The organism is Streptomyces sp. GL_140, from assembly GCF_057834465.1.
Map to the genome: position 1 here is coordinate 1 of NZ_JBYQMJ010000006.1, position 18,231 is coordinate 18,231.

An 18,231-nucleotide genomic window follows, 5' to 3' on the forward strand; every position below is an offset into this window, starting at 1 on the left:
CCCCGGAGGTGACGTGCATCGGCTGCGCCTCGCGGGGGGACCGCGCTGCGCGCGGCGGACGGCGGTGGCCTGCGGCCACCCGGCAGGGGCCGGTGGTCGGCGGGGACCCGGACGGCCGCCGCGCGCTTTCGCTCGAATTCCCCGGACGAATTCGTCTCGACAATCGACCCTAATTCGTCTCGATATCCGGCCCTAATTCCCCGAGATAATCGATCCGGATTCTTCACGGATTCGACTCGGAAGACTTCCAAATTACTCGGGATTTCCTCGGAAGAACGCTTCCCGCATTCGGTTCGATTCACTCCGGAGAATAGCGAGAATTTCTCTCCATGTAAATCCGGGCGGTGCCCATGCTTTCCGGTCCGGCGGGGCGGCCGGGCCCGTGCCGGCCGATCCGGAGCAGGGGGCCGAGGGGGTCCTCGGCGGGGCCGGGCCGAGGGCGGGCCCTGGAGGCCGGGTGGGGGCCGGGGAGCGGCCGAGGGGGCCTCGGGAGGCCCGGCCGGGCCGAGGGGCTCCAGGGCCCGGCAGGGGCTCCAGGGTCGTTCCGGAACGACCCGGGGGCCTCCCCCTCCCGTATGTGAGGCTCTCCGTTTCGGTCGTTCCGGTCGTTCCGGTCGTTCCATTGCAGGTCAGGGGCCCTTTTTCCGGAACGACCCCGGTCGTTCCGGTCGTTCCGGTGGTCGTTCCGGAGTCGTTCCGGTCGCCCGGGGTCGGTCCAGGGGCCCCCGCGGCCCTGCTCCGGCCCTCCCCGGTGCGGGTTGGACGAGCGGGTCCTCGGGTGGGTCGGGGGCCTGGAGGCGGCCCTCGGCGGCCGGGACGAGCGGGTCCTCGGCGGGTGGGTTCGGGCGGTCCGGGGAGCGGGTCCAGGGCGGCCGAGGCGGCCCTCGGCGGCCGGTGGGTCCGGGTGGAGCTCCACCGGTCCCCCGCGGCCCCTGCTGGCCTCCTGGCGGCCCGGGACGGACGAGCGGGCCCTCGGCTCCCCCGACCCCGGCCGAGGCCGACGAGCGGCCCCTCGGCAGACCCCGGCCGCCCGTGCCGGCCGATCCCCTCCCCCGGTCCGGACCCACCCCGGCCGGGGAGGAGCAGGCGCACCCCGAGGCCCCCGGTACGTCAACGGGATGACGTACCGGGCCAACCGAGGCCCCGCGTTTCGCTACGGTCAGTGCATGACTGCTGACGCACCCGTGTACGTCCTGATCCACCCCGATGGCCGCGCCGTGTGGGGCGAGCGCATCGCCACCGCAGAGAAGGAGTTGGGGCCGCACGGCATCGGGCGCGCGTTCCTCAGGGACGGGTCCCGCCTGCGCCTCGCGATGTCGGATTCCGCGCTGCTGCTGCGGGAGGTGTACGCGCCCAACCCGTACGCCGCCGTTGTGCTGGCGAGTGTCGGGGGGTTCCCGGCCGAGGCTGCCCCCGAGACGCGCGGCCCGGTGATCCTGTTCGGTTGGGACCCCAACAACGAGTGGGACAGCACGCGCCCGTTGACCGCCGACGAGCGGGCCGCCATCACTGAGGGGCTGACCGCGGCCGGGTGCGCCTCGGACTGATCCGCCGGGCCGCCCCCGGCCCCCGAACGGGGATGACCTCCACCCGCGGCTATCGCGCGGAAAGAGGTGTCGGCGCAGGAAAAGGGCTTGCCCACGGGGTCTGACCTGCGCCAACTCCCGTACTTCGCGAGGGGCTTGCCCCACCTCCGGTGCAACCTTCGGAGCAACTCCCGGGGCACCTATGGAGACAACGGTCCAGCCCCCTTCCGGTGCAACCCCCCTGGCCATCCTCGGCCCTCTCCAGCCCTGCCCTGCCGGGGAGTTGGGCAAGCCTGGGGAGGTGGTGGGCAAGCCTGGGGAGGTTCCTGGGGAGGTTCCTGGGGAGGTTCCTGGGGAGGTCGTGGGCAAGCCTGGGGAGGTCGTGGGCAAGCCTGGGGAGGTCGTGGGCAAGCCTGGGGAGGTCGTGGGCAAGCCTCGGCCCCCCGCCCTGGAGAGGACGGGGGGCCGAGGTTCGAGCGGGGTCGGGCGGGGTCAGGCCCTGGCACCCCTCGGGGGGAGGAGCGGGCCCTCCAGGAGTTCGGGCACGCGGGCGGTCATGAAGAGCGTGAAGTCCGGGTCAGGCCCGGCCGCCCACGGGTCGTATTCCGGGTGGGCCTCGGCGTACTCCTGGTTCGCGGTGACCGCGGCCCGGTGGTGCCGGTTCTCCTCCTCCTCGGTCAGTACGGGGAAGTGGATGGCGCAGTCCAGGGAGTGGGGCCTCGGCCGGGCCGAGGAGGCCCCGCAGTCGCAGGCGGCGCGCGCGCCGTAGAAGCCGGTGCGGGGGTCCAGGGAGTGGCTGACGTGGATCCGGACGTTGCCGTCCAGGACCATCACGGGGTCGGCCTCGGTGAAGGGGTGCCCGCAGGCTTGGCAGTGCCGGCCGGTGGTCTGGGAGTCGGGACTCATGCTGTCCTCCAGCTCAGATACGGGTCATGATGTGGAGAACGGGCCGCCCCCAATTCGGATGGGGGCGGCCCGTTCGTTGCGTCCGGGAGGTCAGGCTCGGCGGCCGGTCCACTCCACGAATGCGGCCCACTGGGGGCGGTCGAACTCCAGGGCCGGGCCCTGGGGATCCTTCCCGTCCTTGACCGCTACGGTGCCGACGGGAGGCCGGGCGACGAAGACGCAATTGTCCGGATCGGAGTGTGAGGACTTCCGGAACTCTGCTCCCTGGTGCTGGCCCAGCATGTGGTGATCTCCTCCGCGATGAACTCTCGTGACTCCGTGGGGGTGTAGGCCCGCGTCGTCATGTCGGAGAACGCAGAGTACATCCGGCTGATGTCCTCGGGGGCGGTGGTGTACCAGCCTCCGACCAGGCTTTCCAGGTGGCCGACGCGCAGGCCATCGGCCAGGTTGTGGAGCGAGAACGCGCCGCTCTGGCCGGGGTTGGGTACGTCGTCGCGGAGTACCTGGACGATGATCCGCGGGTACTTCTCCGTGATCTCCAGGAGCCGGAGGAGCTGCACCGCGTGCCCGTGCGCGGACAAGGTGGGGTGGATGATCGCGGACTCCCCCATGAGGAGCCACGCGAGTCCGGGGGTCTCGTCCGTCTCGGGACCGGCCCACCGCTCCAGGAACGCGTTACGCCGCTGCGCCCTGCGCTTGACTCGGGCTACCAGCTCGTAGCCGGAGAGGGAGGGGGTCATGGCCTTGATGGCCCCGGCCGCGTAGGTGTCGGTCTGGAGGAGTCCGGGGACCAACTGCGGGGACCACACCCGGAGCGTGCTGGCCTGCCCGTCCAGGGTGGCGAGTCGGTCGGTTGCGCCGCCGCCCATCCCACCGGCCACGCGGCCCATTCCCTGCTGGTCCCGGGCACGAAGTGCTCGGATCACGTCATCTGTCATGATCTGCCTTCCTGTTGGGGCCCACCGTATCGACGGTGAGATCTGGATCACATCTGTTCGGTCAGACCGGGCCGCCGCGGTTCGCGCGGCGGCCCGGGGTCTCAGACGGTGGGGGTCGTCGGTCCGTACGTCTCGTCACGCGCGGTGCCCTGGACGAGCCAGTGACGCCAGGCGGGGAACTCCCCGCCCGTCATCCGCTGGACCCGCTCCGCCACCGTGGTGTGGTGGGTCTGGGTGACCTCCCCGATCTCCCGGAAGGGCATCCGGGGGCGGCCCTCGGGCCCGTCCTCCCGGGCGTAGAGGACGAGTTCGCCCTCCAGGGCCTCCAGCCGGGTGCGCAGGCGCCGGATGTCGCGGAGCGCGCTCCAGAGGCGGTCACCGCTGATCTCCTCCCCGAGGCGCAGGGAGTCCAGGGCCTGGATCGCGGTGTCCGTCTCGTCCGCCAGGGTCCAGCCGTGGACCTGACCGGTCCGGAAGTGCAGCACGTAGGAGGTGGTCCCGTCCTCCCACCACGTGGTCGCGCCGTTGACCTCCCGGGCCTGGGTGTCCTGGTGCTCCAGCTTCATCCGGCCCTTGTGGTGCGCGTACTGGGGCGGGGTGTCCAGGTCGCCGAAGGTCCAGGCGAAAGAGCGGTCGTCGCGGTCCATGGTGGTGAGTCCTCTCGGTGGGGCGGCCGGGTATGCCGGCCGCCGGGTCGGGCGGTGGTTGGGGGTCAGCGGGAGCGGACGGACCAGGAGCCATTGCCGTCCGGGCGGATCACTCCGCCGAGGACCAGGAGGCTGCCGTTCGCGGGGGCCACCGGGCCGAGGGCCTGGAGGCGGGTCAGGAGGGCGGCCACCTGCTCCGCCAGTTCCAGGGCCTCGGCCTCTCGGTCGGGGGTGGGGTGGGTCTGCATGACGTGCCTTTCGGTCGGAGTCAGCGGGGGGCGCGGGGCATGTCGCAGCAGTGGCAGCGGCGTGCGTCTCGGGCGCCGTTCCAGGTGTCGCAGTGTCGGCAGCGCCACCGGTTGAGTACGGCGGTCACAGGGCCGCGGCCATGCCGAGGGCGGCCAGGAGCAGGGCCCCCATGTGGGCTGCCTGGTCCACGTGGGCGGCCCCTCCGTGCTTGACGAACTCCTGCTGCCCGGTGTGCTGCATCCACCAGGCCACCGCCCACCGGCGGTCGATGAAGGAGTGGGAGACCCCGATCCACAGGAGTCCGGCCGCGGCCACGGGCAGGGGGAGGGAGAGGTCCAGGGCGGCCCACCCGAGGAGCAGGGCCGCGGCGGTGGTGAGCACGTGCGTGCCGGCGTGCACCCCGTTGGCGAGCCAACCAGCCGCGGTGCGGGCCGCCTTGTGGCTGGCCTGGTGGTCGGTCTGGAACGGGTAGTCGCTCAGCAGGTGGGAGACGAAGAGCAGGATGAAGAGCGTGGCGAACATCGGGCTACCTCCGGGTCGGGGTGCCGGGCGGCCGATTCGGACGGCCGTCCAGCGGGGCCTACTTGGCGGTCCGGGTGCGGGGCCTCGGGGCGGTGCCGATCGCGTGGGCCTTCCGGCCGAGGAGCTGCACCGCGGCGTACGCGAGGGCTCCGGCCGCGATGGTGGCCGCGCCGATCGGGCCGCGGCCGGTGACCGGGACCAGGAGGTAAGTCGGGACCGCGAACACCACGGCGACGATCAGGCAGAGGCGGTGAAGGGTGGCGCGCGACTTCTTGTTGAGCTTGCGGGACATGGCTACCCCCTCGGGTTTTGTCGGGTTGACCCGACATGAAGAACTGTAGGGGTGACCCTACAAAGATCACAAGGGGTACCGGCCACTTCACCCGGAGCAACAGGCGTGCAGGGGGCGCGCGTTGTTGTCACATGGGCTGTAACACCGAGCCAAGGGAGGGGGGTTACGGGGTGTCAGAGCAGGTCAGAGCACGCGACAGGCCCACGTGTGACAGGCCATGTGACAGGCCGTGCGACAGGGGGACGCGACAGGGCCCCGCCCTCCCGGTGGGGGAGCGGGGCCCTGTCGCGTGCCGGCCGATCGGCGGGGCCGGATCAGCTCTGGGGGTTCTCCTTGACGTATTGCCGCCACCCGGGACCCGAAAATTCCGCGGCGAACTCCTCCAGGGCCTCCAGCTTCACGGCGACTTCGCGGGCCTCCTTGCTCATGCCCTGCCGGGTGTACGCGACGATCTGCGACTCCATGGACTGGAGCCTCCCGTCCAGAGAACGGGCCAGAGCATCGTGCGTGATCGTCCGCATCATCCCGTGCGCCTTGACGGGTTCGGCTTCATGAGTGGCAGTCATCCGGAGTCTCTCCTCCTCAGGGAAGGGGGCCCAGGCCCGGGCCCCCTCTAGTCCTACTCGAAGTCCATATGGTCGATGTCCCGGAACCGGATGTTCACGCCGTACCGGTCTTTCATGGCCTCGGTCATCGCATCCGCCGCTTCCTTGCTCGCTGCGGCAGATGCCTCTCCTGCCTCCCGGACATTCCAGTTCCGGAGTGCGTCGTATGCCTCGCTGATCTTCGCCGCGTACGCCTTGCTCGGGGCGCCGCCAGAAGCCCAACGCTTGGCAGTCTTCGCGGACGGAGAGAGACCCACGCTCTTTGCTGCGGCCCGGCCACGAGGGGACTTAGCCAGTTCGTTCCAGCGCGCCCGGGGGCTCTTGGCCTTGTAGCGGGCGGAGGGCTTGGCCGTTTCCTTCTTCGCGGTCGCCTTCTTGACCTTCTCGACGATCTTCCGGACCTTCTTCATCTTCTCCGGGGAGAGTTCGACGCGGGTCCGGCGCTTTCCGTTGTTCGCGGGCATGACGTGCCCGGCCCATTCGACCACCGCGCGCACGTCGGCCCGGGTGGGCTCCGCCTCGTTATCGGCGCCCCACGCGTCATAGGCGTCTGCAACTGCCTGCGCCACCGCTTCCGCCTCGGCGTCCGCGTATTCCTGGCCCTCTCCAGTGTCGCGCTTCTTCGCCATTACTCGGCCCCCCAGTTCTCAGTGCCCTTGATCTTCCAGGTGCCGAACGTCGTCCCCGACTCGTCCAGCCGCAGCGCGGGCCGCTCACCCGCGGTCGCCCCCTCCAGGGCCCCAGCCGGGAGGACCAACTCGTCCACGTTCCGCAGGGCAACCGGCGCCATGCCGTCCCCGAGGCGCCGCACCTTGTCCGCGGTCCGCCAGATCGTCGCGGATGCCTGGTCCTTGATCGCGTGGACCCAATCGGTCCGGCGGGTCTTGCAGTTCCACACCCTGGTGGTCTGCGCGCCCGCGCCCGACAAGGAGCCGTACATCAGGCCCATGGACTGGCCGAACGCTTCCTTCACCGCGTCGTACGCGCTGGACTCCCGGCCGTGGGTCTCCAGGGCGTACCGGCGGCATTCCCCGATGAAGTGCGCCCACGCGGACAGCCGCACCGGGTCACCGGTCCAGGAGTCCGAGGCCGAGGCGTCCGGCCATCGGCCGGCACTGACCAGATCCACGAGGAGCTGCATACGGGTGCCGGTGATCCAGCGCTCTTCTCCCACGGTCTCGTTGCCGAGGGGGGACGGCATGTCCTTCTCGGTCCAGGGCCAGACGCGGACCTTGTAGTAGCCGGGCCGCGGAACCCCGGTGACTTCCTCGATGGGCCCGGTGTTCTCCATCTGACCCCAGACGACGCGGACCGAGGACACCGCGGTAGGCCAGGAGCCGTTGCGGTCCATGACGACGACGTCGCCGTCGTACTCCTCCAGCTCCCAGGACCAGCCGTCCATCACGCGGGCCGCGTCGATGATGGCGGGACGCTCCGGCTTCCACCGGGCCGCCTTCCCGCCGCGCCGTGCGACGAACGGCCCGTCGAAGTCCCGGCCGCCCTCCATCGCTGCCAGCAGGCGGAGCCGCTGCGGGGTCTTGCCGATCTCCGGCTCGTCCAGCAGGAGCAGACGCTCGGCCAGGGCCTCCACCTGCTCCTGGGTGGTCACGGACTTCCGGCCGAGGGCCGCCTCCAGAAACGCGGAGTGCGGGCCCTCGGGGACCACGAGCTTGGACGCCACCGGGGCCCCCGAGGGGGTCCTCCTCCCCGGCCGGGACGGACGAACGTCACCGGAGGGGGCTGGTACGTCAACCACTTCACGTACAGCCGGGGCCTGGACCGGCTGCTCCGGCGGCCGAGGGGCCGGAACCTCCGCCGCAGGCTCGGGGTCGAACAGGGCCTCGGCCGCCACCTGCGCGCCGATCGTCCCGGCAGGCCACGCCGCCGGAGCAGGTACACAGTTGGCGTGCCGGCCGTTCCCGTCGTCGCCGTCCGGGTGCAGCGGCATCCCGCACGGCTTGCCGAAGCTGTACCCGTTGCAGATCAGCGAGGGCGGAGCCTCGGGCCCACCCTCGGGCCCCTCGGGATCGTCGCCTCCCCCGAACGTCCCCTCCGCTGCGGTCAGGTCGAACCGGTAGAGCCGGACGCCAAGTCCAGGAACCTGACGCAGGGGCCGGGGGCAGAGGGCCGGGAGGTTCTTCCCGTCCCCAGGGAGCAGGACCCCTGCCTCCTTCATTCCCGCCAGACCCGCATGCATGGTGTCCCCGAGGTGAGCGCGTTCCGCGACTTCCCGCAGCTTCCCCGGGATGAACCACAGCCGCTTGTCCGGCTCCGAGACGAACCCGTGAACGTCGGACCCCTTGTCCCGCATCTGCTCCATGAGCAGATGGGCGGAGTTCGGACCTGCGCCCCGGGAGAGGTCCAGTACGGGGAAGTGGTGCATCTTCGCCATGGCGGCCGTGATGGCCTCCCAGAGCTGTTCGGCCGGGGTCAGGGCCGCCGAGGCGGAGGAGAGGAGGGCCGCCGGAAGCTTCCGCAGTGCCTCGGCTTCCGCGGCCGGGCCGCACCCATCGATGCCGACCGCGGACCCGAGGAGGTGGGCGCCCACGGTCCACAGGGCGTAGACCTCCCCGACTGTCCCGGCGATACCGCCACCCTTCGGGGCGATCCTCTGGGTGGCCGCGTCGTGCAAGTCCTGGAGCTTCTCCAGGCCCTCGGCCGTGAACCAGCCTTCCTTGTACGCCCACTCGAACGGCCACCCGTGGTGATTGCCCGCCGCGCGCTTGACCCACTTCGCCAGGTGCATGGACTTCGGGGTCCCCTCGGGGACTTCCTGCCCGTTGCGGTCCACGTAGATGTTCGGCCAGAACGGGGCCTCCAGCTCGTACAGCCGGGACGCCAGGTCCTCGGACTGACCGGGCCGCCGGAGCGACAGGTTCGAGCTGGAGGAGAGGGCCGAGGACCACGCGCCGAGGGAGGCACCGCCGTTGCCGTCCGCCGACCCCATGGACCGGTTGGCGCCGCCGACGATGGAGGACATCATCTGTTCGGTCTTGGCCACGCCGTCACCCTTGGCGCTGTTCTCCTCCAGCGCGAGGGGCAGGAACCGGGCCCGGCGGAGGATCTGCGGGATCCCCTGCGCCGAGGAGTTCCAGGAGCGGAGGATCCCCTCCTTCACCCGGCCGAACATGGCGGCTTGCGTGACCTGAGTCGTGGACTTCCCCCGCTGACCAGGGCCAACGAGATTCAGGATGTGGGCCACCAGACCGAATGGGGAGACCAGCGGCCCGGCCATGAACTGGCCGAGGGCAAGGAGCGTCTGGGGGTGCGCCAGGGCATGACCGAGGATCGTCTCCCACGCCGCGCGCGCCTGCTCCTCCGTGCCGGCCAACTGCCGGTAGCCGATGTTCTGTGTGTCGGCCTCGGGGAAGAACATGGCGCCGCCGTCCATGTACGGGACGGCTGTCACCTCCGGGGCCCGGTCCCGGGCCTCCTGCCTGATGACCAGGGCGAACGCCAACTTTGCGTCGTTGCCCGAGGGCCGTTCCTGCCCGACCCGACCGGCCCACGTGCCCCTGTCGAGATCGTCCTCGGAGACGACCACGCAGCGGTCAGACTTCCCGCGGAGCCGGTACTCGATGGTGGTGTCCTGCCCGTCCTCATCCTTCTTCGTGACCCACCCGGTGACCGGGGGGACCGTGCCCACCGGCTCACCGATCGCCACCCGGACCGGGGCCCCGCCCTCGGGGTTCGGCTCCATCACGAAAGAGACCTGGAGGACCATCCGGTCCGCCGGGCGGAACCACCACTCCGTCTTGCTGATCTTCGCGCCCGGGATCCGGGACGCACCGGTCGTCTCTGCGGCCGAGGCCGTGGGCGCCGGGCGGGTTGCCTGTTCCGTCATCGGACACCCCCGGCGAATCGGCCGGCACGGGGGTCTGTGGTGCGCGGGGGCGCGCACTGGGTACTCTTGGCGTAGTGCATCAAAGTCCTTAGCTGGGACGAATGCCAGGCCCTGGGAGTCGGATCCCGGGGCTTTCGGCATTTCTGGGGCCGGGTTGGTCCTGCGCGGTGACCCCCGCCGGAGCGGGGTCGGATGGTCACGGGGCGCGGGACGGAGTGATCCGGAGAGACCTCCTCTGGGAAGTCAGGGCAAGGGGCGCCGGAGCGGGGGCCGCTATGCGTGCCGGCCGATTCGTCAGGGCCAGCAGCAAGACCAGGAGCAGGCGGAGCGCGGGGTGAGGGGCCAGGGACGCGAACAGGCGGCCGAGGGTCCGGCGGCCACCCGCGTCAACGCCGTGCAGCATGAACAGAGCGGCCAGACGGACACCGGGGAAGTTCTGCCTGTCGCCGTAGCCGAGGTTCGACCAGAGGATCAGGGCCTCCTCCTCGCTCCAGTCCGCGAAGTCGTTCGCGCTCGGGGTGCGGATCATCGCCGGTCAGCCCTGGAGCCGCAGGGGAATGGTCAGCGCGTCCGCGCTGATCGTGGCGCCGCTCGCCTTCATCGCGCGGTACATCTGCGCCAGGGCCACCCCGGCCGCGACCGCCAGGGCCGCAGCGGCCACCAGGAGCAGGGCCTCGGCCACCGGGATGTACCGGCTCCGCCCCTGCCCGTGCTGGTCAACCACCGGGATGTACTTGCGCACCGCGTAGTTCACGGACTGGTAGTCACCCGCCGTACGGGCCACATCGGAGACACGGACCGTGCCCTCCTCGGTCACCCTCCAGTCAGCGGGGACCATGGGAGGGACGGGGCCGGGCGCCGTGGTTTCGGTCGCGGTAGCGGTCACGTCACAACTCCTTTCGTGAATGTGTCACGAACCTTACGCCCCATCAGGCGCCGTGCGCTACTACCTGATCGGGCGATTCGTCGCCAGTCCCGGGCCGAACTCCTCAGCAGGGGAGGAGGACACGCTCGCCCCCGGAGACGACAAGCGCCCGGGGCCCTCCAGGAGGAGGACCACCGGGCGCCGACACGGGGAGGGCATGGGCTAGAACGGGGGCTCTGCCTGCGGTTCCTGACCCCCGGCCGCAGCAGGCGCCGGAGCCCCGGCCGGGACCGCGGGACGGGTCCGGGAGGCGGTGGCCCACGTGTCATCCCCCGGGGCCGAGCCGCTCGTCTTGGCCACCTTGGCCACGGTCGCCGTGGCGAACGTCAGGTCAGGCCCAACCGCCTCGGCCGCCAACTCCCACGCGTACCGGGTCTCGCCCGTCTTGTCGTCCTTCCACGAACTCTGGCGCAGGTCCCCGGTCACGATGACCCGCGTCCCCTTGGCCAGGGTCGCGGCCACGTTCTCGGCCAGGGTTCGCCACGCGGTGACGCGGTGGAAGTCGGCCCCCGCCTCCTTCCACTCGTTGGCCTGCCTGTCGAACGTCCGGCGGTTGACCGCGACGCTGAACTTCGCGACCGCGGAACCGCTCGGGGTGAACCGCAGTTCCGGGTCGTCCGTCAGGTTGCCCACGATGGTGATGCGCGTGCCGTTCGTCATGGTGCTGTCCCATCTGCGAGTGAGGCGGGGCCGGGCGAACTGCCCGACCCTCCGCCCTGCCGGTGCGCGAACGGACCGGCAGGACTGGAGGGCCGTCAGTTCTTGCGGCCCGCCTGCATGTCCTGCCACATCCCCCGCAGGACCAGTACACACACGGTCACTGACACCGCCCCGACCGCGACCGCGACCGCCAGGAGTGCGGCGGCCATGGCCAGGAAGGAGAGGGCCACCGCGCCGCCGATGCCCGCGGCCACGTACAGGCCCACGGGCCGGGCGGCCGGAACGGGCTGGGGCTGGACCAGCGGGGACTTGTCCGCGTAGGCGTAGAGGGGAGCACCCTCCGCCGACACGCCGATCTGTCGGAACACTTCGGCCGGCATGGCCTCCTGGCGGGTGCTCACCAGAACCGCCGGGCCGCGCGGCGCGCGATCTTCTCGTCGGTCTTCTTCTGCTGGGCCTCGGCGCGCGCCTTGTCCTGCAACGCCTCCCGGGCGCACGCCTCCTCCTGCAACTTCGTGATGGCCCGGTCCACGGGTCCAACCGACCCGCCGCGCGCCATCACCGCGGCGGTACGAGCCACCAGGCCCGCCAGTCGGACCGCTTCCCCTGCCGTGTACTGCCTCGGCTCAGCCATGACTTACCCCCTTCATGCGTTCACCCGACAGGTGGACGCGAGAGAATCGACACGACAAACGGTAGCAGCGCGATAGACGCAGCGATAGTTAGAGGGGTACTTTGATGTCAGGCAAGCGCAAGGGAGAGGTAGACATGAGCAAGATCCATGCACTCCTGGAGCAGAAGGGTCCGCAGGCGGACCAGCTCCCCGAACCGGCGGAGCGGGAACGCCTGCGCCGCGCGCAGGGCCTGACGCAGACGCAGGTGGCCGAGGCGATCGGAGTCACCCGCGGGGCCGTCAGCGCGTGGGAGGCGGGCCGCTACGACCCCCGCGGAGACGCTCGGGTCCAGTACGCCGAACTCCTCCGGCTCATCGCGGAGCGGCACCCGGCCCCGGACGGGGGCGACTCCCCGTGAAGCTGACCCCCGCCGGAGTCCTCGGCGCGCGAAAGGTGGTCCCGCTTCCGGGACAGCTGGACCTGTTCGCCGCCGAGGAGCCGGAGCCGACCGACCCGACCGAGGACACCGCCACCGCGCAGAGCAGCACGACCCCCGAGGAGAACACCCGATGAAGATGGACCGCACGAAAGCCGCGACGTACGGCCTGCTCGTCCCGGCCGGCATGGCGCTCGGCATGTCCGCCGACACCTCCGCCCGCTTCCTCAAGACCACCCTGGGGATCTCCGAGACCTGGGAGCAGGTTCTCCTCTGCGGCGTGGCCGAGGCTGCGATCGTCGCCCTGACCGTCTACGCGTGGGCCACCCGCACGAAGGGGCCCGCCTACATCGCGTACGCGGCCGTCCTCGTGCAGATGGTCCCGGCGTTCCAGGTGTCCGGCGGGACCGGCGGTCTGGTCCGTGCGGCACTCGGTCCCGTCCTCCTGACCCTGCTCCTCCACCTGCTCCTGGGACTCGAAGTCCGGATGTCCGGGGCTCACTCGGACGGACTCGTCCAAGCGGCCCTGCGCGAACTCAAGGAGCGGCTGACCGCCTCCCTCGGGATCGGGCGCCGTGGTGCCGACTCCGCGGCCATCTCTCGGAGCCGCGCGGCGGACCGTGCGGTGAACCTGGCGGACAAGGTGGCCGCGGTGGAGTCGGGGACCTGGAGGCACCGCCGCAGGGCCGCCGCTCTGGCCGCTGCGATCGATGCGGCCCGGCATGGTCTGGACCCGGCCGAGGGTGACCGAGCGGAGTCCCTGATCGTTGATCGTGTGGTCCGCCGGAAGTCGGTGGCGGGTCTCGCCACAATCGAACAGCGGCACAACTGGAGCACGGGTCGGAACGTCCCCGCCGAGGTTCCGGCCGTGGTTCCGGCCACGCGGAACCAGAAGGTTCCGGCAGAGGTTCCGTCAGGTTCCCCCGAGGTTCCGGCCCTTGCGGAACTCGCGCTCCCCGAGGTTCCGGCGCAGCAGGTTCCGGCCATGGCCCCCGTGGTTCCGCTGGTTCCGGCGGAACCGGAGCAGGTTCCGCACTTCTCCGCCGTCCCCGAGTTGATGACCGCCGAGGCGGGAACGTCCGCCGAGGTTCCTTCGCAGGTCAATCCTGGTTCCGCCTTTGTTCCGGCGGAACCGCAGACCCCCGCGGCTCCCTCCCGGGGAGCGGCCACCCGTGCGGCCCGGGAACTGATTTCGGCCGGTACCACGGACCCCGCGCGGATCCGGGAGACCCTGGCCGCGTCCGGGATTGTTCCGCCCTCGGACCGGTACCTCCGGCGCCTTGTGTCCGAGGCCCACACGGAGCGCGGTACCGGCGCCTACATGTAGTTCCGCCCCCCGGAACCTCATGGTTCCGGCCGGAACGAAAGAGGTTCCGCCCGTTCGAACCGGGCGGAACCTCGTGACCCACTCCTGACACTTCCTACGGCAACAGGAGAGATCGATGACCACCCTGTCAGAGAACCGACTCAAGTCCGCAATTCAGACCACGTGCGCCGTGGTCCAGCCGGTGTGGAGGTTCACCACCGGCCAGTACATGGACGGGAACCCCCGGACCGACGCGGGATGGTTCCGGCACGGGACCTACCCCATGCCCAACTACCGGGCGACCCGGTGGGGACTCCTCTCCCGGGCCGAGCGCGCGGGGGTCCGGTTCGGCTCCGGCACCGCCGCGGGGGTCACCCTCTGGGGTTACGCCGCGGACCCCCAGATCGCGACGTACAGCCTCCAGGGTCTGGCCGGTGCCGGAGCCTTCGGCCTCGGCGTGAAGTCCCTGGACATCGTCAAGAACGCGCTGCACCACCGGGACTGGATCCAGCCTCTCCACGTCGCCCTGGAGGGCCCCCTCGGCCTCCCGGCCGGCACGGCGGCCCGCTCGTACATCCACATCCCTCGGGAGTACCCGAGCCTGACCGACATCGGGCGTATCGACCTCCCCCCGACGTTCGTCGGAGTGGACGGAGCGGCGGCCACGGTCGGAGCGATCGTCAAGGCCAAGCTGGGGCTGTCCGACGCCACGGTGTCGTTCAAGGTGGAGGGCCGCAGGCCCCACCTGCTCGTCCGGCAGACCCCGAGGCCCCCGGCCCGGGTCATGTTCGCGGAGGAGAAGGTCCAGGAGCTGGTCCTCTCCGCCGCGGAGTCGGCTCCCCTGATCGGCCTCGGCCCGCAGAGCATCAAGGTGGCCGTGGACCTGGACGCGGAGTCGCCTCACGTCCTGGTCAGCGCGTCCACGGGCGGAGGGAAGTCGGTCATCACGCGGACCATGGCCTCCCAGATGCTGCACAACGGCTCCCAGCTTGTGGTCCTGGACTTCAAGCGGCACTCCCACAAGTGGGCCCGCGGCCTGCCGAACGTGCTCTACTGCCGCGAAATCGGGGACATCCACGAAGCCCTGGTCCGCCTCGGAGCCGAGGGCCACCACCGGAACATCGTGGTGGACGACTGGGAGGGAGAAGGGGAAGCCCCGGTAGGCCCCCGAATGGGAATCATCCTGGAGGAGGCCAACGCCACCGTCTCGAAATTGAAGCGGTATTGGGGCTCAATTCGGAAGACAAAGGGTGATGAATTCGGACCCGCAGACCCGAAGGAATCCCCCGCAATTGACGCGCTGCGGGAAATTCTTTTCATGGGTCGCGCGGTCAAGATGCACGTCTTTCTGGTCGCTCAGTCTGCGACCGCAACCGCCCTTGGTGGACCGGAAGTCCGGGAGTGCTTCGCGACTCGAATTCTGGCCCGCTACACCCGGAACGCGTGGAACATGCTCGTCCCGGAAGTCCAGCCGGTACCCCGTTCCACCCGCCACATCGGCCGCGCGCAGGTCGTCTTGGGCGGGGTGGCCCACGAAACGCAGGTCGTGTTCTTCAGCGACTCCGAGGCCAGGCACTGGGCAACGGCCGGCACGGTGGCCGCGGCCCCGGACCTCGGGGGCGTCGGTGTCACGTCACGCCGTCACACGGGCCCTCTCACCTCGGTAAACGTCCCCTCCCCGTCACGCTCGGAGCGTGACGTGACACCGATCCTCTCCCTCGTGAAGGACGAGCCGGACACGATCCCGCCGCGGCCCCTGCTCCCCCCGCAGGAGATCCGCTACACCCTGGCCGGGGCCGCCCGGGACGGGATCGTCCCCCTGTCCGCGGACGCGCTCCGGCAGGCCAAGAGGCGCGACCCCGAATTCCCCGCCGGGGAGGGCGGGAAGTGGACCGCCGAAGAACTCCAGAAGTGGCACCGAAACCGCGTGGGCGCCGCTGAATCCATCGCCTGACCCACCCAAAGGGCCCCCGCCTCCTGATTCCTGGAGGCGGGGGCCCTTTGGCGTACCCAATTCCCCTTATCCGCCGGTTGCCTGACGTGAGATCATCGAATCGGCCGCGCCAGGAACCAGCAATAGGAGGGGCCATGCGGACAGTTCCAGTTCAAGTCGTCTGCCGGAAGTGCGCTCACGCCTACCGGACCACGGTCCGAGGCGGGAACACCCGCTGCCCCGAATGCCGAGCATCCCGCCACGTCCGCATGGACCAGGAATGGGAAGGGCCCGTATCCCGGGACTTCCAGCAGGCTGCGGCCACGGCGGAGCAGGCAGGGGCCCGGCCCCCGGTCTGGGTCGAGTGCGGGTGCGGCCACGACTGGCAGTCCCGGGCCAAGGACCGCATGACGATCCACTGCCCCCGCTGCGGGACCGGCGTCCGCACGCCGTACCGGACGCGCGCCAACACCGGGACCGCCCCCGAGGGCCGCCTCCCCGCCCCCGTCCGGCGGGCACCTGCTCCGCCCCCTCCTCGGCCGGCACGCGCCCGGCCCGAACCCCGGTGGCTCCCGGAGGAGGACGACGACGAGCCCGAGGAGGAGTACGAGCCGCCCCGGGCCGGTATGGCCGCGTGGTTCCGCAACGGCGGCCGGGACGAACTCCTCCGCCTGTTCGCCCCCGCTCCCGCCGCGGCCCCGCGACCCGCTCCCCGGCCGCAGGCCCGACCCGCCCCCGCGCGCCGCCCTGTGGCCGCTCCTGCGCCTGCTCCGGCTCCCCGCCGAGCATCGGCTCCTCCGGCCCCGCCGAGGGCGGCCACGGCCCCCGTGGACCCCGCGACGCTCAACCGCCGGGAGGTGGACCGCCGCGACACCGTGTGCCAGATCGTCCGCTCCCTCGGCGGCCCCCTGCTCGTCTGGTACAACCAACCGCCCGGCCACTGCGAAGCGCTCGACACCGCGCAGGCCCCCGACGCGCAGCGGTGCCCGGGAGGCGCCACGCACGCCGTGCGGTACCGCCAGGGCACGACCGAGGCGCACGCCTACTCCTGCGCCGCGCACGCCCGTCCCCTGGCCCACATCGCAGACCGGTCCCCGGTTGTTCGCGCCACGATTCACCCGCTCCGGTAGACGCGTCTTCACGCACCGCGCCAAACCAGCAGAGAACACACCGAAATTCGGCATGCGCTCCGCTCGAAAAGAGAACCGCGCCAGCAACCAGCAAAACCACGCACAGGCGCGGCCCACCACGCACACGAAAGAAGTTGGCGCGGCCCCGCCAGCAGACCCGCACGCCCAGACCCACACCCCTACAGGCATATAAGTCCGGCTAGTCACCGGCTCCGAAACCGGGCCCCACCAGGGCAGACCCGAGGGCCCCCTCGGAACCGCTTCCCCCCATATTTCCCCCCACTCTTCCCCCGACCCTTCCCCCCATCCCTCCCCCCTTCCTTCCCCCCTTGTAGGACCCGAGGAGGGCCCCCGGGGCAGTCGGGCAGGGCCGGAGGGTCCGCGCAGAGCCCCCGGCCGGTGAGTCACCGCTCCACTCACCGGTGACTCACCGGCCGGGGGCCGGGCCCGGCCGCAGCGGCCCGGTACGTCACCGGCCACCGCCGTACGTCATCTCGTTGACGTACGGGCCGCCCCGGGGAGCCCCTGCTCCTCCGCGGCCGGGCCCGGCGCCTGACACTGCCCCCGCTCCTGACACGTCAGCGCGGCCCTGAGCTGGACCCGGGTCCAGCGCCAGACGGACGGGGAGTGTCAGCGTCAGGTGTCAGGCCCCCTCGGCCGGCACGGGCGGCCGGGGTCTGCCGAGGGGCCGCTCGTCGGCCTCGGCCGGGGTCGGGGGAGCCGAGGGCCCGCTCGTCCGTCCCGGGCCGCCAGGAGGCCAGCAGGGGCCGCGGGGGACCGGTGGAGCTCCACCCGGACCCACCGGCCGCCGAGGGCCGCCTCGGCCGCCCTGGACCCGCTCCCCGGACCGCCCGAACCCACCCGCCGAGGACCCGCTCGTCCCGGCCGCCGAGGGCCGCCTCCAGGCCCCCGACCCACCCGAGGACCCGCTCGTCCAACCCGCACCGGGGAGGGCCGGAGCAGGGCCGCGGGGGCCCCTGGACCGACCCCGGGCGACCGGAACGACTCCGGAACGACCACCGGAACGACCGGAACGACCGGGGTCGTTCCGGAAAAAGGGCCCCTGACCTGCAATGGAACGACCGGAACGACCGGAACGACCGAAACGGAGAGCCTCACATACGGGAGGGGGAGGCCCCCGGGTCGTTCCGGAACGACCCTGGAGCCCCTGCCGGGCCCTGGAGCCCCTCGGCCCGGCCGGGCCTCCCGAGGCCCCCTCGGCCGCTCCCCGGCCCCCACCCGGCCTCCAGGGCCCGCCCTCGGCCCGGCCCCGCCGAGGACCCCCTCGGCCCCCTGCTCCGGATCGGCCGGCACGGGCCCGGCCGCCCCGCCGGACCGGAAAGCATGGGCACCGCCCGGATTTACATGGAGAGAAATTCTCGCTATTCTCCGGAGTGAATCGAACCGAATGCGGGAAGCGTTCTTCCGAGGAAATCCCGAGTAATTTGGAAGTCTTCCGAGTCGAATCCGTGAAGAATCCGGATCGATTATCTCGGGGAATTAGGGCCGGATATCGAGACGAATTAGGGTCGATTGTCGAGACGAATTCGTCCGGGGAATTCGAGCGAAAGCGCGCGGCGGCCGTCCGGGTCCCCGCCGACCACCGGCCCCTGCCGGGTGGCCGCAGGCCACCGCCGTCCGCCGCGCGCAGCGCGGTCCCCCCGCGAGGCGCAGCCGATGCACGTCACCTCCGGGGGC

The 18,231-nt window shown here is 71.3% G+C and carries 20 protein-coding genes and 1 pseudogene; 6 read left to right on the forward strand and 15 right to left on the reverse strand.

All coding sequences use genetic code 11. The features are described from left to right. The first annotated feature begins 1,166 nt into the window (after nucleotides 1-1,166). Nucleotides 1,167-1,547, forward strand: a complete 381-nt coding sequence (locus AC3IYJ_RS43105; RefSeq protein ID WP_489403697.1) for a hypothetical protein — start codon at nucleotides 1,167-1,169, stop codon at nucleotides 1,545-1,547. 471 nt (nucleotides 1,548-2,018) lie between these two features. Here the strand turns inward: AC3IYJ_RS43105 and AC3IYJ_RS43110 are convergent, their stop codons facing one another. The 15 genes and pseudogenes from AC3IYJ_RS43110 to AC3IYJ_RS43180 form a co-directional block, all read right to left on the reverse strand. Beyond that, entirely contained in the window at nucleotides 2,019-2,432 is a 414-nt protein-coding gene (locus AC3IYJ_RS43110) for a hypothetical protein (RefSeq protein WP_489403698.1), read from the reverse strand. A 90-nt stretch (nucleotides 2,433-2,522) separates the two neighbouring features. Beyond that, on the reverse strand, nucleotides 2,523-2,714 hold the full coding sequence (locus AC3IYJ_RS43115) for a DUF397 domain-containing protein (protein ID WP_489403699.1): 192 nt from the start codon (nucleotides 2,712-2,714) through the stop codon (nucleotides 2,523-2,525). A gap of 23 nt (nucleotides 2,715-2,737) precedes the next feature. After that, nucleotides 2,738-3,370, reverse strand: a pseudogene (locus AC3IYJ_RS43120) (DUF5753 domain-containing protein); the annotation flags it as partial. Nucleotides 3,371-3,471: 101 nt separating this feature from the next. Continuing rightward, nucleotides 3,472-4,017, reverse strand: a complete 546-nt coding sequence (locus tag AC3IYJ_RS43125) for a hypothetical protein (RefSeq protein WP_489403700.1) — start codon at nucleotides 4,015-4,017, stop codon at nucleotides 3,472-3,474. 65 nt (nucleotides 4,018-4,082) lie between these two features. Then, entirely contained in the window at nucleotides 4,083-4,265 is a 183-nt protein-coding gene (locus AC3IYJ_RS43130) for a hypothetical protein (protein WP_489403701.1), read from the reverse strand. A 124-nt stretch (nucleotides 4,266-4,389) separates the two neighbouring features. Further along, complete coding sequence (locus AC3IYJ_RS43135; protein WP_489403702.1) at nucleotides 4,390-4,788, reverse strand: DUF3307 domain-containing protein; 399 nt, start codon at nucleotides 4,786-4,788, stop codon at nucleotides 4,390-4,392. Between the two features lie 58 nt (nucleotides 4,789-4,846). Next, nucleotides 4,847-5,080, reverse strand: a complete 234-nt coding sequence (locus AC3IYJ_RS43140; protein WP_489403703.1) for a hypothetical protein — start codon at nucleotides 5,078-5,080, stop codon at nucleotides 4,847-4,849. Between the two features lie 314 nt (nucleotides 5,081-5,394). Further along, entirely contained in the window at nucleotides 5,395-5,646 is a 252-nt protein-coding gene (locus tag AC3IYJ_RS43145) for a hypothetical protein (protein WP_489403704.1), read from the reverse strand. 53 nt (nucleotides 5,647-5,699) lie between these two features. Beyond that, nucleotides 5,700-6,314: a hypothetical protein gene (locus AC3IYJ_RS43150; RefSeq protein ID WP_489403705.1), complete on the reverse strand. Its 615-nt coding sequence runs from the start codon at nucleotides 6,312-6,314 to the stop codon at nucleotides 5,700-5,702. Next, nucleotides 6,314-9,529 (reverse strand): DUF927 domain-containing protein, encoded by a 3,216-nt coding sequence (locus AC3IYJ_RS43155; RefSeq protein ID WP_489403706.1) that lies wholly within the window; start codon nucleotides 9,527-9,529, stop codon nucleotides 6,314-6,316. Before AC3IYJ_RS43155 ends, AC3IYJ_RS43150 begins: the two co-directional genes overlap by 1 nt. A gap of 196 nt (nucleotides 9,530-9,725) precedes the next feature. Next, nucleotides 9,726-10,058: a hypothetical protein gene (locus tag AC3IYJ_RS43160; protein ID WP_489403707.1), complete on the reverse strand. Its 333-nt coding sequence runs from the start codon at nucleotides 10,056-10,058 to the stop codon at nucleotides 9,726-9,728. 6 nt (nucleotides 10,059-10,064) lie between these two features. Further along, nucleotides 10,065-10,415, reverse strand: a complete 351-nt coding sequence (locus AC3IYJ_RS43165; RefSeq protein WP_383200321.1) for a hypothetical protein — start codon at nucleotides 10,413-10,415, stop codon at nucleotides 10,065-10,067. Between the two features lie 201 nt (nucleotides 10,416-10,616). Then, a complete protein-coding gene (ssb, locus tag AC3IYJ_RS43170) occupies nucleotides 10,617-11,114 on the reverse strand; it encodes a single-stranded DNA-binding protein (protein WP_489403708.1) in 498 nt (165 codons plus the stop codon). A gap of 95 nt (nucleotides 11,115-11,209) precedes the next feature. Beyond that, nucleotides 11,210-11,515, reverse strand: a complete 306-nt coding sequence (locus AC3IYJ_RS43175; RefSeq protein ID WP_489403709.1) for a hypothetical protein — start codon at nucleotides 11,513-11,515, stop codon at nucleotides 11,210-11,212. Then, nucleotides 11,512-11,748 carry a hypothetical protein gene (locus tag AC3IYJ_RS43180; RefSeq protein ID WP_489403710.1) on the reverse strand — a complete coding sequence of 79 codons (237 nt, stop codon included), beginning with the start codon at nucleotides 11,746-11,748 and terminating at the stop codon, nucleotides 11,512-11,514. The genes AC3IYJ_RS43175 and AC3IYJ_RS43180 overlap by 4 nt, the downstream gene beginning before the upstream one ends. Before the next feature lie 134 nt (nucleotides 11,749-11,882). Here AC3IYJ_RS43180 and AC3IYJ_RS43185 point away from each other — a divergent pair, with 134 nt between their 5' ends. The 5 genes from AC3IYJ_RS43185 to AC3IYJ_RS43205 all read left to right on the forward strand — a co-directional run bounded on the left by AC3IYJ_RS43185 (nucleotide 11,883) and on the right by AC3IYJ_RS43205 (nucleotide 16,533). Next, a complete protein-coding gene (locus AC3IYJ_RS43185) occupies nucleotides 11,883-12,146 on the forward strand; it encodes a helix-turn-helix transcriptional regulator (RefSeq protein ID WP_383200333.1) in 264 nt (87 codons plus the stop codon). Next, nucleotides 12,143-12,301, forward strand: a complete 159-nt coding sequence (locus tag AC3IYJ_RS43190) for a hypothetical protein (protein WP_489403711.1) — start codon at nucleotides 12,143-12,145, stop codon at nucleotides 12,299-12,301. The genes AC3IYJ_RS43185 and AC3IYJ_RS43190 overlap by 4 nt, the downstream gene beginning before the upstream one ends. Further along, entirely contained in the window at nucleotides 12,298-13,491 is a 1,194-nt protein-coding gene (locus tag AC3IYJ_RS43195; protein WP_489403712.1) for a hypothetical protein, read from the forward strand. Before AC3IYJ_RS43190 ends, AC3IYJ_RS43195 begins: the two co-directional genes overlap by 4 nt. A gap of 115 nt (nucleotides 13,492-13,606) precedes the next feature. Next, on the forward strand, nucleotides 13,607-15,424 hold the full coding sequence (locus AC3IYJ_RS43200) for a helicase HerA domain-containing protein (protein WP_489403713.1): 1,818 nt from the start codon (nucleotides 13,607-13,609) through the stop codon (nucleotides 15,422-15,424). 248 nt (nucleotides 15,425-15,672) lie between these two features. Continuing rightward, on the forward strand, nucleotides 15,673-16,533 hold the full coding sequence (locus AC3IYJ_RS43205; RefSeq protein ID WP_489403714.1) for a hypothetical protein: 861 nt from the start codon (nucleotides 15,673-15,675) through the stop codon (nucleotides 16,531-16,533). The last annotated feature ends 1,698 nt before the right edge of the window (nucleotides 16,534-18,231 follow it).